This is a genomic window from Stenotrophomonas chelatiphaga (assembly GCF_032054965.1).
Taxonomy (GTDB): Bacteria; Pseudomonadota; Gammaproteobacteria; order Xanthomonadales; family Xanthomonadaceae; genus Stenotrophomonas; species Stenotrophomonas chelatiphaga.
Map to the genome: position 1 here is coordinate 23,177 of NZ_DAMBRS010000014.1, position 17,820 is coordinate 40,996.

16 protein-coding genes and 1 tRNA gene are annotated in these 17,820 nt (G+C 67.2%); 9 read left to right on the forward strand and 8 right to left on the reverse strand.

Annotated features, from left to right (window positions below):
* Window positions 1-23 precede the first annotated feature (23 nt).
* From RTX79_RS15310 to trxA, 5 genes are all read right to left on the reverse strand, one after another.
* A complete protein-coding gene (locus tag RTX79_RS15310; protein ID WP_312684625.1) occupies window positions 24-674 on the reverse strand; it encodes a protocatechuate 3,4-dioxygenase in 651 nt (216 codons plus the stop codon).
* Window positions 675-799: 125 nt separating this feature from the next.
* Entirely contained in the window at window positions 800-1,270 is a 471-nt protein-coding gene (locus RTX79_RS15315) for a DUF4442 domain-containing protein (RefSeq protein ID WP_312684626.1), read from the reverse strand.
* 81 nt (window positions 1,271-1,351) lie between these two features.
* Window positions 1,352-1,816, reverse strand: a complete 465-nt coding sequence (locus RTX79_RS15320; RefSeq protein ID WP_312684627.1) for a hypothetical protein — start codon at window positions 1,814-1,816, stop codon at window positions 1,352-1,354.
* A 146-nt stretch (window positions 1,817-1,962) separates the two neighbouring features.
* Window positions 1,963-3,582, reverse strand: a complete 1,620-nt coding sequence (locus RTX79_RS15325; protein ID WP_312684628.1) for a CHASE2 domain-containing protein — start codon at window positions 3,580-3,582, stop codon at window positions 1,963-1,965.
* A gap of 187 nt (window positions 3,583-3,769) precedes the next feature.
* Window positions 3,770-4,621: a thioredoxin gene (trxA, locus tag RTX79_RS15330; RefSeq protein ID WP_312684629.1), complete on the reverse strand. Its 852-nt coding sequence runs from the start codon at window positions 4,619-4,621 to the stop codon at window positions 3,770-3,772.
* A gap of 116 nt (window positions 4,622-4,737) precedes the next feature.
* Here trxA and RTX79_RS15335 point away from each other — a divergent pair, with 116 nt between their 5' ends.
* The 9 genes from RTX79_RS15335 (at window position 4,738) to RTX79_RS15375 (ending at window position 13,014) form a co-directional block, all read left to right on the forward strand.
* Window positions 4,738-5,352: a DUF998 domain-containing protein gene (locus RTX79_RS15335; protein ID WP_312684630.1), complete on the forward strand. Its 615-nt coding sequence runs from the start codon at window positions 4,738-4,740 to the stop codon at window positions 5,350-5,352.
* Between the two features lie 99 nt (window positions 5,353-5,451).
* On the forward strand, window positions 5,452-8,091 hold the full coding sequence (gene leuS / locus RTX79_RS15340; protein WP_057508752.1) for a leucine--tRNA ligase: 2,640 nt from the start codon (window positions 5,452-5,454) through the stop codon (window positions 8,089-8,091).
* 168 nt (window positions 8,092-8,259) lie between these two features.
* Window positions 8,260-8,910 carry an LPS assembly lipoprotein LptE gene (gene lptE / locus RTX79_RS15345; RefSeq protein ID WP_312684632.1) on the forward strand — a complete coding sequence of 217 codons (651 nt, stop codon included), beginning with the start codon at window positions 8,260-8,262 and terminating at the stop codon, window positions 8,908-8,910.
* A gap of 12 nt (window positions 8,911-8,922) precedes the next feature.
* Entirely contained in the window at window positions 8,923-9,963 is a 1,041-nt protein-coding gene (gene holA / locus RTX79_RS15350; RefSeq protein WP_312684633.1) for a DNA polymerase III subunit delta, read from the forward strand.
* Window positions 9,964-9,972: 9 nt separating this feature from the next.
* On the forward strand, window positions 9,973-10,629 hold the full coding sequence (gene nadD, locus RTX79_RS15355) for a nicotinate-nucleotide adenylyltransferase (protein ID WP_312684634.1): 657 nt from the start codon (window positions 9,973-9,975) through the stop codon (window positions 10,627-10,629).
* Window positions 10,630-11,116: 487 nt separating this feature from the next.
* A complete protein-coding gene (gene rsfS / locus RTX79_RS15360) occupies window positions 11,117-11,542 on the forward strand; it encodes a ribosome silencing factor (RefSeq protein WP_042612238.1) in 426 nt (141 codons plus the stop codon).
* Window positions 11,543-11,610: 68 nt separating this feature from the next.
* Window positions 11,611-12,081 carry a 23S rRNA (pseudouridine(1915)-N(3))-methyltransferase RlmH gene (gene rlmH, locus RTX79_RS15365; RefSeq protein WP_057508755.1) on the forward strand — a complete coding sequence of 157 codons (471 nt, stop codon included), beginning with the start codon at window positions 11,611-11,613 and terminating at the stop codon, window positions 12,079-12,081.
* A 22-nt stretch (window positions 12,082-12,103) separates the two neighbouring features.
* A tRNA-Asn gene (locus RTX79_RS15370) sits at window positions 12,104-12,180 on the forward strand.
* A 78-nt stretch (window positions 12,181-12,258) separates the two neighbouring features.
* Entirely contained in the window at window positions 12,259-13,014 is a 756-nt protein-coding gene (locus RTX79_RS15375; protein WP_312684635.1) for a hypothetical protein, read from the forward strand.
* Between the two features lie 111 nt (window positions 13,015-13,125).
* On the opposite strand, the gene RTX79_RS15380 is transcribed toward RTX79_RS15375, so the two are convergent.
* From RTX79_RS15380 to RTX79_RS15390, 3 genes are all read right to left on the reverse strand, one after another.
* Window positions 13,126-15,939, reverse strand: a complete 2,814-nt coding sequence (locus tag RTX79_RS15380) for a TonB-dependent receptor (protein WP_312684636.1) — start codon at window positions 15,937-15,939, stop codon at window positions 13,126-13,128.
* 183 nt (window positions 15,940-16,122) lie between these two features.
* Window positions 16,123-16,782: an energy transducer TonB gene (locus RTX79_RS15385; protein ID WP_312684637.1), complete on the reverse strand. Its 660-nt coding sequence runs from the start codon at window positions 16,780-16,782 to the stop codon at window positions 16,123-16,125.
* Window positions 16,783-16,989: 207 nt separating this feature from the next.
* Entirely contained in the window at window positions 16,990-17,727 is a 738-nt protein-coding gene (locus RTX79_RS15390) for an SIMPL domain-containing protein (protein WP_057508798.1), read from the reverse strand.
* Window positions 17,728-17,820 lie beyond the last annotated feature (93 nt).

Below are 17,820 nucleotides of genomic sequence, written 5' to 3' on the forward strand. Positions count from 1 at the left end.
GTGACGCAGGCCCGTTCCCTGCATCAGCCAGTGGCCAGCACTACCGTCCACTCCGCTTCCAACGGTTCATCGTCCCCCACGTTGCGCGGCATCAGGGTAACGGTCTGGCGATCCTCGGGAGACAGTGCCTGGTAGAGCAGGTCGCTGTCGTTGAGTGGCTGGCCACTGAAATAGATCTGCGTCACCAGACGATCATGCTGGCCACGGATGTCGAAGTGGATGTGCGGCGTGCGCAGGCCGGTCCCGACGGGATACGGTCCGGGGACGATGGTCAGGAAGCGGAACCGCCCCTCCTCGTCGGTCTCCTGCCGGCCAAACCCCTGGAACGCAGGATCCAGCGGCAAGGCCGTGTTGGGGTCGGTGGCATGCGCGTAGCGGCCGTGGGTATTGGCCTGCCACATCTCGATCCAGGCGCCTGCTACCGGCTCGCCCAGCGTGTCGACGACGCGGCCGTGCAGGTTGATCCGGGTCCCCTGGGCAACCCCCGGCTGTCCGTCGACGCGGGTCAGGTCGGCGTCCTCGTCCAGCGGTCTCTGGATGGGGTAATACGGCCCCATGATGTCTTCCACGGTGATCCGGCTTTGCTGCTGCGCGGCGGTTGTAGTGGTGAACAGGGCCGTGGCCGCCCACCCAGCGGCCTGCAGGGCCTGGCGTCTGCTGATCGTTGCTGACATGACAGTTCTCCGATGAGTTCACGGCGCGCCAGTCGCGCGCCGGAATCATCATCGGCATGCAGGGAGACTGCGCCGTGTGGTGCATCTCAGTATCAGGTCAAGCAATCGATCCGGCACGATTCGCGTCAACCGGCCATGGCGCCGCCGCGCGCCTGCGGCTTGAGCCGGATGTAGACCTGCTTGCGTACACGGGCCACGACCTCACCCGAGGCGTCCAGCACGTCGTTGCTGTACCAGCGCAGTTGCTTGCTGCCATCAGCAGCGGACGCGCGGATTTCCGCGAGCATTGCGTCATCGATCCGGAACGCCGCGCGTACCGTCCCGCGGCCGGGTTTCAGGAATTCGATTTCGCCAGCGCGATCCCACACGAAGTAGTCGCGGCCCAGGTTGTGCATCAGCCCCAGCATCCAGAACGGGTCGGTCATCGCGAACAGGCTGCCGCCGAAATGGGTGCCGACATAGTTGCGGTTCCACGGGCGCATGCGCAGTTCAACGTCGATGTCACGGTAATCCGGCGATATCCCGGTTACGTGGATGCCGGCGAACAGGAAGGGCGGCCACAGGTTGATGCCGTGGCGGAACAGGCTGGCTTTCATGGTGGACCGGCGCCGGGGATGGGGACGCCAGTGTAACCATGCGGGTGCGTATGGAGAAGGCTTGCGGGCAGGGTCGATCTCTCACGGCGACCCCTGCGGGATCGTCAGGGAAAAAGTACCGTTCTGCTGCGCAATGGCTTCGCCGGTGTCGGTGATCGCGTTCTGCACGAACAGGCCGCTGCCCTCCGCGTTGCCTGTGACGAAGGTCAGCTGATGGTAGGCGGTGCGATTGCCCCAGTCCGGCGACGGCAGTGAGACGTAATGGATCGTGCTGCTCTGGTCCCCGACGTTGCCTTGGGCGACGAAAACGCCGTAATGATCCTCGCCCTCCGAGGTGATCCGATAAACGCCGTTGGCGTAGTGCGTCAGGGTCGCGTTCGGGAAAGGCTTGGCGTCGTAGAGTTTCCGATAGTGGAGGTGATAGGTCGCCACCGGTGCGGCAGGTTGGACGGTGATCGGGGCCGGTGCGCCGGCAACGGCGACGTTCGGCAGAAAGGAGGTCGCAGCGAGCGAGGTGAGGACGAACAAGGCGGGGATGGAAGCCATGGCGGCGCGCTCGAGGGATGGGCCATTCACACTGTTGGCTGCGATGACCCAGGGCAAGTGGCAGATCCGTCACGTTCGAGCGGATCTCGCCCAGCCCGATGAGCGGCTGACGCGGCGGTATGTGCGGCGCCTGGGGAGCGGACGGCTCAGCCCGTTTCCAGGACGTAGCCGTCGCCGCCGTTCGCTTTGGCCTGGCGCAGTGCCGCCTCGGCTCCGGAGAGAAATGCATCAGCCGGCACTTCCGGCCCTGGCACCCGGCAGTACACCCCGATGCTGACGGTGGTGCGGGCGTTTCCGGCGGCGTCCACCCACGGCAGCCGACGCACATCGGCGATCAGGTCTTCGACCACCTGGCGCGCGCCGCCGGGCGGCGTATCGGGCAGGAGCATCGCAAACCCGAGGTGGCCAAGGCGGGCGGCAGTATCGCGCGGTCGTCGGGCATGTGCGGCAATCAGCCGGGCGACCGCCATCGGCAGGGAGTCGCCTGGCTGCAAACCGCGTCGGTCTTCGTGACCGCTGCCGTGATCCACCTCCACCCGCACCAGCGACAACGGGCGGCAGTCGCGGTCCGCGACGCAGGTCTCCTGCTGCAGCGCAAGCTCGAAGCGCGGCCGGTTGGCCAGCCCGGTTACGGCGTCCACGTCGGCCCCGCGTCGCCCGCTGACGATCCGCCACACGGCCCAGAGGGCGGTGGCGAGCAGCGCTGTCACCAGCGTGGCGCAGGGCGCCCACCACAGGTTGGCCCCGCGCAGCAGGGACCAGGAGAGCAACAGCGGGAGGGGCAGTCCCACACCGATGGCCAGCATCGTGGCGGCCCGCCCACCGCACAGCCCGGAAACGCACAGCATCACCAGCAGCGCGCCCAGCGCGTGCTGCCCTATCGGCGCCATCACCCGCAGCGTGAGCGACTGCAGCAGCATCGAGGCCACGTTGGCGTGGTATTCGGTGCTGCTCATGGGGGCGTCGCGGCGGGTCGGTGTCAGCAGTGGCGGGGCGAGACCTGGCGCGGTGGGACCCACCACCACGCGTTGGCCGTGCAACCGCGCAGGCGCGACCCGGCCTTCCAGTACGTCCACATAGGCGACCTGCGGCACGCGGCCCGGCGGGCCCGCGTAGCGAAGGCGGAGGTAGCCGTCGCGCACCCATTGTTCAGGCGCTGGGTGATCTTCGGCGGTGGGCAGTCCCTGGACCCGCGCGGACGGGTCGGCCAGTGCCAGCCCCAGCGCCGGCCAGTGCGCTGATCCGGTTCCGGCATGCAGGAACATGCCGCGCGCCACGCCGTCGGCATCCAGGTGTATTTCCGCGTGGCCCAGTGCGGCCGCACTGGCCGTGACCAGCGCGATGGGGAGCCGTTCTTCGGCCAGCCGGTCGGCGCGGGCCGGCACCGCCAGCACCGGCAATACCACCTGGCCATTGCGCGCGATGGCGGCCGCCAGTTGCGCATCGGCACCCGGGTGACGGTCCGGTCCGGAAAACGGAAGGTCCAGCAGCACCCGGCCGCTGCCGGCGTCGGTCAGTCGGTCCAGCAGGCGCGCATGCACGCTGCGGGGCCAGGGCCATGGCCCGATCTGCCGCAGGCTGGCATCGTCGATGGCAATGATCAGCAGGCTGGGGTCGGGCGGGTAGGTCCAGCGGCGCGTGTAACGGTCGAAAACCGCGTCGTCCAGTGGCCCCAGCCATCGGCCATGGCTGGCGGCAGCGGCGACCAGTCCGGCCAGGATGGCCAGCAGCAGGCGGTAACGCCACGGCAGCGGCCGCCGCATCAACGCCGGCCCCGACTGCCTTGGGGTGCACCTTCACACATCACGCGATCCTCCCCCCGGAAAGATCGGCGGAGCGATCCCCTCGGCCCGTGGGCCGGGTGTCATTCCCCCGAATGAACCGTGGCGTCCGACGACGCCACCGGCTCAGTATCGCGTGCCCTCCGAGGGCCCGTTCTGAACGGATTTACATTCAGAAAAGCAGCGACGCCATCTTCCGGCGGTACTGGCTCACCAGTGCGGGGTCAGCGATCACGTTGAAGGCATCGATCAGCACCTTGCGGGGAAGTCCGTCATTGAAGCTGCGATCCACGCGCAGCATTTCCAGGAACTGTTGCAGTGCCGCCTCGTCTTCGCCGGCCAGCAGCAACTGCACTCCGCGCAGGTGGCGGGCCGCCAGGTCGCCTGCATCGGCCGCGATGCGCGCGTCCAGTGCGTCCGGTGCCGGTGCATCCTTCAGCGCCGAAGCAAATGCCAGCCGCGCGCGGGCACGCACGGCGCGGTCATCGGTGGCCAGGTTGGCCGGCAGGCCGTCGATCAAGGCACCGGCTTCGTCCACCCCGCCGATCTGCAGCAGTGCCACCGCCAGATCCAGGCGCAGCTCGTCCTTGGCCGGTTCGGCGGCGATCTGCGCACGCAGCACGTCGACCTGCGCCTGCGCATCCAGCGGCTCGGGTTCGGCCTCGGCCACCGGTTCGGCCGGGGCGATGCCGTGCTGGGCCAGGAACTCTCGCAACTGGCCTTCGGTCACCGCGCCGGGGAAGCCGTCCACCAGCTGGCCACCCTTGACCAGGAACACCGTCGGCACCGAGCGGATCTGGAAGGCCGCCGCGATCTGCTGCTCCTTGTCCACGTCCACCTTGGCCAGCTGGAAGGCGCCGTTGTACTCGCCGGCCAGCTTTTCCAGCAGCGGTCCCAGGGTTTTGCAGGGCTCGCACCACGTCGCCCAGAAATCGACCAGTACGGGGGTCTGCAGGGATTTCTGCAGCACCTCGGCTTCGAAGGTTTCGGTGACAGCGTCGAATACGTTCGGCAGTTCGCTCATGGAAACTCTGGATCTACGGCGGGAGACCGATTCTATGGTGGCGGACGCTTGTGGCTTCAACCCGCTGCCGGTGTGATGTTCCACAATAGGGCCTGCCAACGATCGAGTGCGTCACCATGCCGACCCTGCTTCCACGCCCTGTCGAGAACCTGCTCGGTCCCGCCGCGGCGGCGGTGTTCGTGCTGTCCGTGGCCGGTTTCGGCGTGGCGCTGGACGGCTTCGAGCAGGGGCGCCACCCCGTGGCGTTGCTGGGGGCCGGCGGCATCGCCCATGCACTCGGCTTCAACCTGCTGGGCTGGGTGCTGCCGGGCCTGCTGGCCACGGCGATGGCGCTGTGCCTGCTGGCGCGCCTGCCCGCCGGCAGCAGCTGGCTGCTGCGGGTGGCCGGCCAGTTGCTGGTGCTGGCGGGGTTGGCCTTCGCCGGCATGGGGCTGTTCCCGCTGGATGTGCAGGACCTGGACGGCCCGGCCAGCCAGGCGCATGCCAGCGCATGGATGGTGTGGGCGCTGGCGTTCATCGCCGGCACGCTGATGCTGGGCATCGGCAGCTGGCGCAGATCGCCGCCGTTGGCGCGGCTGGCGCTGGGCTGCGGGCTGGTCGCGGCGGTCACCGCGTTTGCCCTGCACGGGCTGGTGCCGGCACCGCTGGCGCAGCGGCTGACCTTTGCGGCGTGGGCATTGTGGCTGGCAGCGGGCCTGCCGTGGGTGGTGCCGGCCGAGCCCCGCCGCTGAGCCCCTGCCGCCGGGCCCAGGCCCGCCAGTCGGATGGATTGGAGGCTTTTGCCGCACTGCGGTACCCTGTGCCGCTTTGCCGCCGCACTTGTGTGTTCCATGACCAGCGTCGAACCCAACGCCTACGACCCGCAGCAGGTTGAATCCGCCGCCCAGCAGTACTGGGACGGTACCCGTGCCTTCGAAGTCAACGAGACCTCGGACAAGCCGAAGTACTTCTGCCTGTCGATGCTTCCGTACCCGTCGGGCGCGCTGCACATGGGCCATGTGCGCAACTACACCATCGGTGACGTGATCAGCCGCTACAAGCGGATGACCGGGCACAACGTGCTGCAGCCGATGGGCTGGGACGCTTTCGGCCTGCCGGCTGAAAACGCTGCGATCAAGAACAAGACCGCGCCGGCCAAGTGGACCTACAAGAACATCGACCACATGCGCAGCCAGCTGAAGTCGCTGGGCTATGCCATCGACTGGTCGCGCGAGTTCGCCACCTGCAATCCGGACTATTACGTCCACGAGCAGCGCATGTTCACCCGCTTGATGCGCAAGGGCCTGGCCTATCGGCGCAACGCGGTGGTCAACTGGGACCCGATCGACCAGACCGTGCTGGCCAACGAGCAGGTCATCGATGGCCGCGGCTGGCGCTCCGGTGCGCTGGTGGAAAAGCGCGAGATTCCGCAGTGGTTCCTGCGCATCACCGATTACGCCCAGGAACTGCTGGACGGACTGGACGAGCTGGACGGCTGGCCGGAATCGGTCAAGACCATGCAGCGCAACTGGATCGGCCGCTCGGAAGGGCTGGAGATCCAGTTCGCCGTACGCGATGCCGAAGGCAATACGCTGGATCCGCTGCGCGTGTTCACCACCCGCCCGGATACGGTGATGGGCGTGACCTTCGTTTCCATCGCCGGTGAACATCCGCTGGCGCTGCATGCGGCCAGGACCAATCCGCAACTGGCCGAGCTGCTGGGCGGCCTGAAGCAGGGCGGCGTGTCCGAAGCGGAACTGGAAACCCAGGAAAAGCGCGGCATGGATACCGGCCTGAAGGCGATCCATCCGGTGACCGGCGAACAGGTGCCGGTATGGGTGGCCAACTTCGTGCTGATGGGCTACGGGACCGGTGCGGTCATGGCCGTGCCCGGCCACGACCAGCGCGACAATGAATTCGCCAACAAATACGGCCTGCCGATCCGCCAGGTCATCGCGCTGAAGGCGCTGCGCAAGGACGAAACCGCGTACGACGCCAGCCGCTGGCAGGACTGGTACAGCGACAAGACCCGTGAAAGCGAGCTGGTCAATTCGGGCGAGTTCGACGGCCTGGATTTCCAGGGCGCCTTTGAAGCGCTGGCCGAACGTTTCGAGCGCAAGGCCCAGGGCCAGCGCCGGGTCAATTACCGCCTGCGCGACTGGGGCGTCAGCCGCCAGCGTTACTGGGGCTGCCCGATCCCGGTGATCTACTGCGACAAGTGTGGCGCGGTGCCGGTGCCGGAAGAACAACTGCCGGTGGTGCTGCCGGAGAACGTGGCCTTCTCGGGCACCGGTTCGCCGATCAAGACCGATCCGGAATGGCGCAAGACCACGTGCCCGGACTGCGGCGGCGCGGCCGAGCGCGAGACCGACACCTTCGATACCTTCATGGAATCGAGCTGGTACTACGCCCGCTACACCTCCCCGGGTGCACGCGATGCGGTGGACAAGCGCGGCAACTACTGGCTGCCCGTGGACCAGTACATCGGTGGCATCGAACACGCGATCCTGCACCTGATGTATTTCCGCTTCTATCACAAGCTGCTGCGTGACGCGCGGATGGTGGACAGCAACGAACCGGCCCGCAACCTGTTGTGCCAGGGCATGGTGATCGCCGAAACGTACTACCGCGCCAACCCGGACGGGTCCAAGGACTGGATCAACCCGGCCGACGTGGACGTACAGCGCGACGAGCGTGGCCGCATCACCGGCGCCACCCTGGTGGCCGACGGCCAGCCGGTCGTGGTCGGCGGTACGGAGAAGATGTCCAAGTCGAAGAACAACGGCGTGGACCCGCAGACCATGGTCGGCAAGTACGGCGCCGATACCGTGCGCCTGTTCTCGATGTTCGCCGCACCGCCGGAACAGTCGCTGGAGTGGAACGAAGCCGGCGTGGACGGCATGGCGCGCTTCCTGCGCCGGTTGTGGGCGCAGGTGCACAAGCACGCCGCCGACGGCACCGCCCCGGCACTGGATGCCTCCGCGCTGGATGCCGGCCAGAAGGCGCTGCGCCGCAAGACCCACGAAACCATCGGCAAGGTCGGCGACGACTACGGCCGCCGCCACAGCTTCAATACCGCCATTGCCGCGGTGATGGAGCTGATGAACGCGCTGGCCAAGTTCGATGACGCCAGCGCGCAGGGCCGCGCGGTGCGCCACGAAGCCCTGCAGGCGATCGTGCTGATGCTCAACCCGATCACTCCGCATGCCAGCCACGCGCTGTGGCAGGTGCTGGGCCATGGCCAGACCCTGCTGGAAGACCAGGTCTTCCCGCAGGCCGATCCAAACGCGCTGGTGCGCGATGCGCTGACCCTGGCGGTGCAGGTCAACGGCAAGCTGCGTGGCACGATCGAGGTCGCCGCCGATGCGGCGCGCGAGCAGATCGAAGCCCTGGCGGTGGCCGAACCGAACGCGGCCAAGTTCATGGAGGGCCTGGCGGTGCGCAAGATCATCATCGTGCCCGGCAAGATCGTGAACATCGTGGTCGGCTGATCCCGGCCGGCCGGTCGGTCGCGCCAGCGGCGCTGGGTAAGCCAGCGCCGGGTGGCTGGCGACCGTGGGTCGCCAGCGCCTTCCCGGGACCCCGATGATCAACCGTCATTCACGCCTCATCGGGCAGGCTGTATTGCCGCAGCCGCCCGGCTACTACAGACTGTGTCCATGACCCGAATCCTGCTTGCCCTTCTCTTCGCCCTCGGCCTGGCCGGTTGCGGCTTCCACATGCGCAACAAGCTGATGCTGCCGGCCGATACGGCAGCAGTGAAAGTGGTCTCCACCGCGCCTTACAGCGAGCTGGCCAAGCTGCTGCGGCGCAGCCTGCTGGCGTCCGGGGCGACCCTGGCCGATGACGACTCGACCGCGCCGGCCGCGCAGTTGCAGGTGCTGTCCGAGCGCTGGGGTGACCTGCCGATCGCCATCGACGCACAGGGCCGTGCGCAGGAATACAGCCTGCGTTACGCGGTTATCTTCATCTTCCGCCGCGAAGACGGCAGCGAACTGGTGCCGCAGCAGGTGATCGAGCTGTCGCGCGATTACGTGTCCCCGCCGACCGACGCCACCGGTACCACCACCGAGCGCGAGATCCTCGCCGATGAGCTGCGCCGCGACATGTCGGCCTCGATCATCCGCCGCATCGACAGCGTGGTGCGCAATGAACTGCGCGAAGGCCGCAGCATTTCCGCCCCGGTCGAAGCGGTCGATGGCCAGGTGATTCCGGCCGGTCCGGCGCCGGCCGGCGTGCCCGCCATCCAGACCACCCTCCCGACCGCCAAGCCTGTCCCCGAACCGGCCAGCCCGCCGGTCCAGGACTGAGCCGGCACCCGGATGGAACTGCGCCCGGAGCAGTTGGCCAGCACCAGTGGCGGCCAGCCGCTGGCCCCTGTCTATCTGATCGCCGGGCCTGAAACCCTGCGCGTGCTGGAAGCGGCCGATGCGGTGCGGGCGAAAGCGCGCGCCGAGGGCATCAGCGAACGCGAAGTATTCGATGCCGATGGGCGCGATTTCGACTGGGGACGCCTGCAGGCAGGGTTCAACGCACCCAGCCTGTTCAGTGCGCGCCGCCTGATCGAAGTGCGACTGCCGAACGGCAAGCCGGGCAAGGAAGGCGCCGAGGTCATCAGTGACTTCTGCGCCTCGCCGCCGCCGGATGTCGTGCTGCTGATCACCGCCAACGAATGGAGCAAGTCGCACCAGGGCAAATGGGCCGATGCGGTTGGCCGTGCCGGGGTGACGTCGGTGGCATGGGCGATCAAACCGCACGAGCTGCCTGAGTGGATCGAACGCCGCCTGCGCGGCAAGGGCCTGCGTGCCGATCCGCACGCGGTGCAGCGGCTGGCCGAGCGGGTGGAAGGCAACCTGCTGGCGGCCGCCCAGGAAATCGACAAGCTGGCCCTGCTGGTTGAAGCCGGCCAGGTGCTGGACGTGGAAAAAATGGACGCGCTGGTGGCCGATGCGGCCCGCTATGACGTGTTCCGGCTGGTCGAGTCGACCTTCTCCGGCCAGCCGACCGCAGTGTTGCGGATGGTCGCCGGGCTGCGCGCCGAAGGCGAAGCGGTGGCGGCCCTGATGCCGATCGTCATCCGCGAACTGCTGGCCGGCGCCGCGCTGGCCCAGGTGCAGGCGCGGGGCGGCAATCTGGCTGCGGAAATGAAATCACGCGGCATCTGGGAGTCCCGCCAGGCGCCTTACAAGCGCGCGCTGCAGCGGCACCCGGAAGCCAAACGCTGGGAGCGCTTCGTTGCCGAAGCCGGGCTGGTGGATCGCATTGCCAAGGGGCGCGCCGATGGCGATCCGTGGCTGGCGCTGGAGCGCCTGCTGGTGGCGGTGTCCGAAGCACGCGCGGTACGCCTGCTGGCGCGTGCCTGAGCGCTGGCCATGGGCCTTCGCGTCTATTACGGCGGTACGTTCGATCCGGTGCACAGCGGGCACCTTGCCATTGCCCGCGCGGCACGTGATGTGCTTGCCGCGCCGGTACACCTGATGCCGGCCGCCGACCCCCCGCATCGTCCCGCGCCCGGTGCCAGTGCCGAACAGCGTTGCCAGATGCTGCGGTTGGCGCTGGCCGATGAGACCGGATTGCAGCTGGACCGCCTCGAACTGGAGCGCGCGGCCCGCCAGTCCGGGCGGCCGTCCTATACCGTGGACACCCTGACCGAACTGCGCCAGGCGTTCGGCGCGGATACGCCGCTGGCGTGGCTGGTGGGGGCAGACAGCCTGCTGTCGCTGGCCGCCTGGCATCGCTGGCAGGCCCTGTTCGGGCTGGCCCATTTCATCGTCGCCGAGCGCCCGGGCAGCAGCTTGCCCGAGGTGGTGGAGGGCACGCTGGGCGAGGCCTTGCAGGGGCGCTGGACCGACCGGCCGCAGGATCTGCACGAGGTACCGGCAGGACGCGTGCTGCGGCTGCGCCAGCCGCTGCGCAGCGAGTCGGCCAGCGAGGTCCGCGCCCGCATCGCCGCCGGCGGGCCGTGGCAATCCCTGGTACCCCCGGCGGTGGCTGACTACATCGCCGAACATCGACTTTACGGGGTGTGATCCCGCGATCGGGCGGCTGTCATCCGCCCGTTGTGGTGCACGTCACCCACGCGGGAACCTCGCCGCTTGAGTTGGCGCGGGTATGCTCATACAGGGCGCGCAGGACGGCCTGTTTGTGATCGGGTTCCTTCACTGCCAAGGGTAGGTGGAAGCTTCCGCGCGTATCGCACCGCCAGGTGAGGCAACCAGGGCAGGGATCCCCACCAGGTGCCGCCGGCCCCTGGGCCGGGGCCGCAGCGCTGCCAAGCGCGATTCCCGAAGCGACGACGAAGGTGGCAAGCAGGCTCATGGTGATGCTCCAGTCATGGAAAGGGCGCGCGCAACGAGCGCGCCACCATCATCGGCTCGGCCACCGGCGGGCCGTCATCAGGGATCGGGGGAGCTCCAGGTAGGGCCAGCGCCTGTCCGCATGGGGGCTGAACCCGGTGAATGCCTCCGGCGCCGGTCCCACGTATAATCCCCCCTACGTTTATCGAGTCGACCCGCTTTGAGCAACCAGCCCCAACCCCAGACCATCAAGGTCGAACTGCCCAACCCGCCGCCCTCCGTGGAGCAGCTGCTGGCCTGTGTGACCGACGCCACCGAAGAGCTGAAGGCCAAGGACGTGGTCACCATCGACGTACGCGGCAAGTCCAGCGTTGCCGATTACTTCGTGATCGCCTCGGGCACTTCGTCGCGTCACGTGAAGTCCATCGCCGAGGAAGTGGTCCGCTTCGCCAAGAAGCTGGACATGATGCCGCTGGGCGTTGAAGGCGAGCGCGAAGCCGAATGGGTGCTGGTCGACCTGGGCGATGTCGTGGTCCACGTCATGCTGCCGCGCGTGCGCGAACTGTATGCGCTGGAGCGCCTGTGGACGGTCGGTGACCAGCGTCGCCAGCACGAAGAAGAAGAAGGCCAGGACGACGAGGTCTGATCGACCTGCTGCCTGTGCTGTACCCCCGACGGCGCCGATGGCGCCGTTGGACGTTATGAGGATGCCTGATGAAAGCGCGACTGATCGCCACCGGTGAACGCGCCCCCAGCTGGGTGGCGCAGGGCTTTGCCGAATACCAGAAGCGGTTGTCGCACTGGTTGCCGTTCGAACTGGTGGAGATCGAACCGGGCCTGCGTGGAAAGGGCCGCGATGCGCGCCGCGCGACCGATGACGAAGGCAAGCGGGTGATTGCCGCGCTGCCGAAGAATGCCTACGTGGTGGCGCTGGACGTTCCCGGGCGACAGCTGAGCTCGGAACAGTTGGCGCAGCGGCTGGAGCACTGGCGCGGGCAGGGCAGGGACCTGGCGTTCCTGATCGGCGGCCCGGAAGGGCATTCGTCGGAAGTGTCTGCGCTGGCTGATGAAAAATGGTCGATCGGCCCATTGACCCTGCCGCACATGCTGGTGCGCCTGGTCGTTGCCGAACAGCTGTATCGCGCCGCGGCGATGTTGGCCAACCACCCCTACCATCGCGCGTGAAGAGTCGTTATACTGGTCGTCTGCCCGAATAGCTCAGCCGGTTAGAGCACTTGACTGTTAATCAGGGGGTCGTTGGTTCGAGTCCAACTTCGGGCGCCACTTTGAAAACCCGCATCGCGAGATGCGGGTTTTTTTTATGTGGCATGCTGCCCTCCATCTGATGGCTGGAGCGTCACGATGGGCGAGATCATGACAGCGGTGGTCGTTTTTGCCTGCCTGAGTGCGGCATCGATCGGCATGATGTTCGTGTATCCGCGCTTGTCGGCGCGGCACCGTGATGACGAGACCAATACCGTGCTGCGGCTGGTCGCCAACATCTTCGTGGTGATGACCTCACTGGTGTTCGGCCTGCTGATCAATTCGTCGAAGAACACCTTCGAAACCATCGATTCGAACGTGCACGCGTTCTCGACCAGCCTGATCATGTTCGACCGCTCGCTGCGCACCTACGGCGCGGAGACCGACGAGACGCGCCGGCGGCTGGTCGAGTACATCGAGGTGGCGATCGCCCATCCCGCACGCGGCAACGATGCGCTGGCCCACCAGCGCAGCCCCGCGGCCAACGCACTGGACCAGGTCGGCGGAGCGCTGGACCGCATCGCGCCGGCCGATCGTTTCCACGAAGGCCTGCTCGCCGATGCGCGGCAGCAGTACCAGACCGTGGTACGCCAGCGCTGGAGCATCGTCGAGCAGTCCGAAGCCAGCGTGCCGCGCTTGATCATCTGGATGCTGATGGCATGGTTGACGCTGATCTACGGCAGCTTCGGTTATCGCGCGCCGCACAATCCGATGGTGGTCGGCATGTTCCTGGTGTCCGCCGCGCTGATCGCCACATCGGTGTATTTCGTCCTGGACATGAGCATCCCCTTCCATGGACCGATCCAGGTGTCCGACGCACCGCTGCGCCGCGCGCTGGCTGAAATCCAGCCCTGACCCGTAGTGCCCCGGCAGCGCCGAGCCGTGCTCGGCGGAGCGCGTCACCGTCCAGGAAAAAAAAGCCCGGGCACGAGGCCCGGGCTTGGTCACATCACACAGTGAAGCCGATCAGTTGAACGTGTACTTCGCGCCGACGGTGAAGTAACGGCCGATGGCGCCGCTGAAGTGCAGCGGGTTGTAGTTGATGCCGCCGTAGGTCGCCGGATCCAGCGGTGCGGTGCGGTCGAAGACGTTGGCCACCGAGCCGAAGATCTCCAGTCCATCCATCGCCTTCCAGTTGGCCGACAGATCGAAGGTGGTGAACGAAGCGACCTCGCAGTTGCCCGGGGCCGGGCTGCCATCGGCGCGGAAGTTCAGGCAGTCGTCTTCCTTGGTGCCGCCGGTTTCGGCCAGGTTGTCCATCGAACTGATGTAGTTGACGATGCCACTGACCGACCAGTCGTGGTAATTCCAGGTGGCGCCGAAGTTGATGCGGTCCTTCGGCGTGCCGATGCAGTTGGTGACATCGCAGTTGCCGTGGGTGCCGGCGTATTCGTGGGTGGTGTCACCCTCGGTACGCTCGAACTTGCTGGTGTGGCTCCACTGCAGGTCCAGCCGCAGGTCGCCGGCAGTGCCCAGCGGGATGTCCTGGCGGATATCGGTATCGATACCTTCAACCTTCGAAGCACTGGCATTCACGTAGTTCGTGTTGATGGCCAGGATCGAGCCGGTGCCCGGCACCCCATTGAGCAGGTCGGTATCGCGCAGCACGTTGCCCGAAGCGATGGCATCGGCCGTCGAGCCCTGCGCGATTTCATTGCTGCGCTTGATCCGCCATGCGTCCACCGTGATCGACGTGGTGCGGGTCGGCTGCAGCACGATGCCGAGTGAGTAGCTCTTGGACTCTTCCGCTTCCAGCAGCGGATTGGGACGGGTGATGATCGCCACCGGCTGTTGCCCGCAATCATCCTGGGTGCCGCCCGGGGCGGGGGTGCCGCCAGGGCAGCGGACCGGATCGAGCGCATTGGAGAAGGCGGCCAGGCCACCGTCGCCGTTCTCGGCCGGGTTCGGCGCACGGAAGCCTTCGGCATACGTACCGCGCACGGCGATCCAGTCGATCGGGGTCCACTTGAAGCCGACCTTCGGAGTCACCGAATCATCGCCGCTTTCGTACTTGTCATAGCGGGCGGCGGCGGTCAGTTCCAACGATTCCAGCACCGGTGCGGCAAGTTCGGCATACGCGGCGTAGACGTTCTGGGTGCCGTCATAGGACGAGAAGCCCAGCCCGATGATGTCGCCGGTATCGGTGTAGGTCTGCGGCGACAGGCTGTTGGTGGTACGACGCCATTCGGTGCCCAGCGCCAGGCCCAGCGGGCCACCGGCCAGGTCCATCAGCGAGCGGTTCACCTTGAAGTCGAACATGTCCAGGCTGCTCTTGGCGGTGGCCTGGATGGTCGGGGAAATATAGTCGTACAGGCTCTGCGGATTGCCTTCCGAACCGGCACCGATGTTCCATACGCCGGCCGGGCAGGCCAGGTTTCCGAGCACGCACTGCACTGCGCTGTAACGCAGGAAGCCATCGCGCTTGTTGACCAGGTTGGTGGACGAATGCAGGTAGCCGGTGTCGTAGCTCCATTCGCCCCAGGTGCCCTTGACCCCGGCCAGGAAGCGGATGAACTCATTGTCGTTGTTGGTCACGCGCGGGCCGACATCGAAGGCGTTGTAACGCACGCGCACCGGTTCGCCGTACGGATTGTCGGGATGCCCGACCGCCAGCACGGTGGCGCCGGGGCCGCTGTTGGCGTTGACCGGACCACCGGGATAACCCCATGCACCGGACACGTTGGACGGGGTGTTGTTGAAGGTCGTTTCCTTCTTGGAGTAGCCCATCTCAACGTACGCTTCAGCGCTGTCGTTGAAGGCGAAGGTCGCACGTCCGAACACATTGACGTACTTTTCTTCCGGGCTCAGGTCACGGTAGTCGGCCATGTCCCACAGGCAGCCACCGCCGGGATCCTGCGGGGCGACGCTGGAAAGCCCCGAACAGCCCGGCAGCGATTCCAGCAGGCCGGTGGTCGGGTTGAAGATGCTGCCGGTCGGCGAGTTGCCGCCGCCACTGCCGTTGCCGGTGATCGAACCGCCGAGGAACTGGCTGCCGCCGGCGCTGTAGCCCCAGCGACGCAGGTCGCCGGTGCCGATCCAGTCGCGGTTGCGGCGGTCGCTGACCCGGATGCCATCGGACTTGCCCACGTCGATGCTGGCGAAGGCATTCCAACCGTCTTCGGACAGGTTGCCGGTACCGGCAGTCAGCGTCGCCTTGCGCGCATCGCCGTCACTGTCACCGGACAGGCCGTAGGAACCGCGCAGGATCACGCCTTCGAAGTCGCTGCGCAGGATGATGTTGACCACACCGGCGATGGCGTCCGAACCATAGGTGGCCGACGCGCCGTCCTTCAGGACTTCCACGCGCTCCACGGCATCGAGCGGGATGGTGCTGAGGTCGGTGAAGACCTTCTGTCCGTCATCGGCCAAGCCGTAGGTGGCCATGCGTCGTCCGTTCAGCAGCACCAGGGTGGAGCCGGCGCCCAGGCCGCGTAGCGAAATGCCCGCGCCGCCGCCGGCGAAGCCGTTGCCGAAGGTCTTGGGGATGGAGCCGGAGCCGTCCGAGGTCAGGGTCTGCAGGTATTCGGCGACCGTGGTCTTGCCGGTACGGTCGATTTCCTGGCGGGTGACCACCTGGACCGGCGACGGGGTTTCGGTATTGGTGCGCGGGATGTTGGAACCGGTGACGGTGATCCGGTCCAGGTTGGTGGCCGGGTCCTGCGCGAAGGCAGTGGTGGATCCGGCGGCCGCCAGCAGCAGCGCGCTGCCGGCAAGGATGTGGGTGATGGACGTGGCAAGCGACGTGCGGCGGCTTGCACGTGGAAGGGTCGGGTATTTCACAGCTCTCTCCTGACTGGGAATACGTAGTGGCGTGTCCTACCGCAGGCCCCCTTGCCCCGCGATGTCGCCAATCTAGGTTTCTTTCAGGTGACGCAAGAGTGAAATTTTGCTTAATCGGGACCGCTTTGTGACGTGCGTCAGGAAGCGGGACCGGGGGCGACCGCCGTCGCCCCCGGTCGCGCCTTACTCTGGCAAGGAGAACTCGATCGGCACCAGGCCCACCGATGATGTCGCCACGCCGTCCTGCATGGACGGTTCGAATCGCCACTGGCGCAGTACCTGCTGGCGCGCAGCAAGGTCCAGCGCACGCGAACCGCTGCTGCGTTCGATGGAAACCGCCGTGGGGCGGCCCTCGGCACTGACCTCCACCCGCAACAGGACAGTGCCTTGTTCACGGCCGCGCAGGGCGGCGATCGGGTACGCCGGCGGCGGGGCCGAACGATAACGCAGTTGTGCGCCGGGGCCGCTGCTGGTGGGCGTACCGGTCAGCAGAGGAACGCTGGGAACCGGGGCGGGCTGGGGTTCGGCGGCGGGCACGGCGTAGGCCGGGACCTGTTCGGTGACGGTGGTGGGGGTGGGCAGGGGTGTCGGCTGGGGTTTCACAACGGTCTGCGGCGGCGCGACCTTCTGCACGACTTCCGGTGGCACCGGGGTGGGCGGCAGCGGCTTGTCCGGGGTGATCCAGCGGACCTGCGGGGCTTCACGTGGCAGCGGGGCGGCCACGTAGGCGGCGGGGATGACCAGCAGCATGAAGGCCAGCACGTGCAGCGCGATCGCGGTGCTCCATGCAGCAATGCGGGCGGGGTCGAAGCGGAGCGGGACTACCGGGTACGTACGAACCATGGTTCACCTCCATGCAAGCCAGCAGGGGGACGTCATCGGGGCCGGTGGGTGCCGGTGGATCAGCAATAGCGCGGCAAGCGCGGCCTGCCCAGCCGGGCAGGCGCGTTCGTTTGGTTACGAGTCAGGTAGAGCCGAGGGCGACTGGAAAGCAGTGACGACCAACGGTCGTCACCCACCAAGGGCGGTCGTCGCCCAACCGCGATGGCCTCAGCGGCCGAGTTCGAACACCACGTCCAGGTTCACCGACACGGTGGTCTCACCGGCGGCCACCGGGGTGCTGGCCATGTCGGCGGCCATCGGCGCGGCGGCTGCGCGCATCATCACCGGGCGGAAGCCGCCGCCGCTGCTTTCGGAAATACTGACGATGCGGCGGACCTGCAGGCCGAGCGACCTGGCGTAGGTCTGCGCACGGGCCTGGGCCTTCTTCAGCGCGGCCAGGCGCGCCTCGTCATACACCGGTTCCGGCTGGTCGATCTCGAAGCTGGGTCCGTTGATCTGGTTGGCACCCTGCGCGGCCAGCGCGTCCAGCACCTTGCCCAGCTTGGCGATGTCACGCACCTTCAGGCTGACGGTGTTGCTGGCCTGGTAGCCGGTGATCTTCGGCGCCTCGTTTTCCGCGTAGCGGTACTGCGGGCTCAGGTTCACCCCGCTGGTCTGCACGTCGCGCTCGGCAATGCCGGCGGCCTTGATCGCGGCCAGCACCGTGTCCATCTTCTGCGCGTTCTCGCGCATGGCGGTGTTGCCATCCACGGCCTGGGTGACCACGCCAGCGGACAGCGTGGCGATATCCGGCACGCGGCTGGCTTCGGCGTTGGCCGATACGTTGAGCAGGGTGCCTTCCACCGGGGCGATGGCGGGGGCCGGTACGGCGGCTTGAGCGGTCACGGAAGCTCCCAGGGCGAGGGACAGGGCGAGCAGCAGGGGCGAAAGGACGGGGCGACGCATGGAGATCTCCTTGAAGGCCATCGAGGTTGCTGGCGAAGGGATGAACGCGTTGTGAGCCGGAACGGGGTTGCCGGAAACCGCGTCGCGTTGCCT

What these genes read in the sequence shown, in the direction of transcription:
- RTX79_RS15310 (WP_312684625.1), bottom strand. Translation starts at nt 674, where the DNA reads ATGTCAGCAACGATCAGCAGACGCCAGGCCCTGCAGGCCGCTGGGTGG.
- RTX79_RS15315 (WP_312684626.1), bottom strand. Translation starts at nt 1,270, where the DNA reads ATGAAAGCCAGCCTGTTCCGCCACGGCATCAACCTGTGGCCGCCCTTC.
- RTX79_RS15320 (WP_312684627.1), bottom strand. Translation starts at nt 1,816, where the DNA reads ATGGCTTCCATCCCCGCCTTGTTCGTCCTCACCTCGCTCGCTGCGACC.
- trxA (WP_312684629.1), bottom strand. Translation starts at nt 4,621, where the DNA reads ATGAGCGAACTGCCGAACGTATTCGACGCTGTCACCGAAACCTTCGAA.
- RTX79_RS15335 (WP_312684630.1), top strand. Translation starts at nt 4,738, where the DNA reads ATGCCGACCCTGCTTCCACGCCCTGTCGAGAACCTGCTCGGTCCCGCC.
- leuS (WP_057508752.1), top strand. Translation starts at nt 5,452, where the DNA reads ATGACCAGCGTCGAACCCAACGCCTACGACCCGCAGCAGGTTGAATCC.
- lptE (WP_312684632.1), top strand. Translation starts at nt 8,260, where the DNA reads ATGACCCGAATCCTGCTTGCCCTTCTCTTCGCCCTCGGCCTGGCCGGT.
- holA (WP_312684633.1), top strand. Translation starts at nt 8,923, where the DNA reads ATGGAACTGCGCCCGGAGCAGTTGGCCAGCACCAGTGGCGGCCAGCCG.
- nadD (WP_312684634.1), top strand. Translation starts at nt 9,973, where the DNA reads ATGGGCCTTCGCGTCTATTACGGCGGTACGTTCGATCCGGTGCACAGC.
- rlmH (WP_057508755.1), top strand. Translation starts at nt 11,611, where the DNA reads ATGAAAGCGCGACTGATCGCCACCGGTGAACGCGCCCCCAGCTGGGTG.
- RTX79_RS15375 (WP_312684635.1), top strand. Translation starts at nt 12,259, where the DNA reads ATGGGCGAGATCATGACAGCGGTGGTCGTTTTTGCCTGCCTGAGTGCG.
- RTX79_RS15385 (WP_312684637.1), bottom strand. Translation starts at nt 16,782, where the DNA reads ATGGTTCGTACGTACCCGGTAGTCCCGCTCCGCTTCGACCCCGCCCGC.
- RTX79_RS15390 (WP_057508798.1), bottom strand. Translation starts at nt 17,727, where the DNA reads ATGCGTCGCCCCGTCCTTTCGCCCCTGCTGCTCGCCCTGTCCCTCGCC.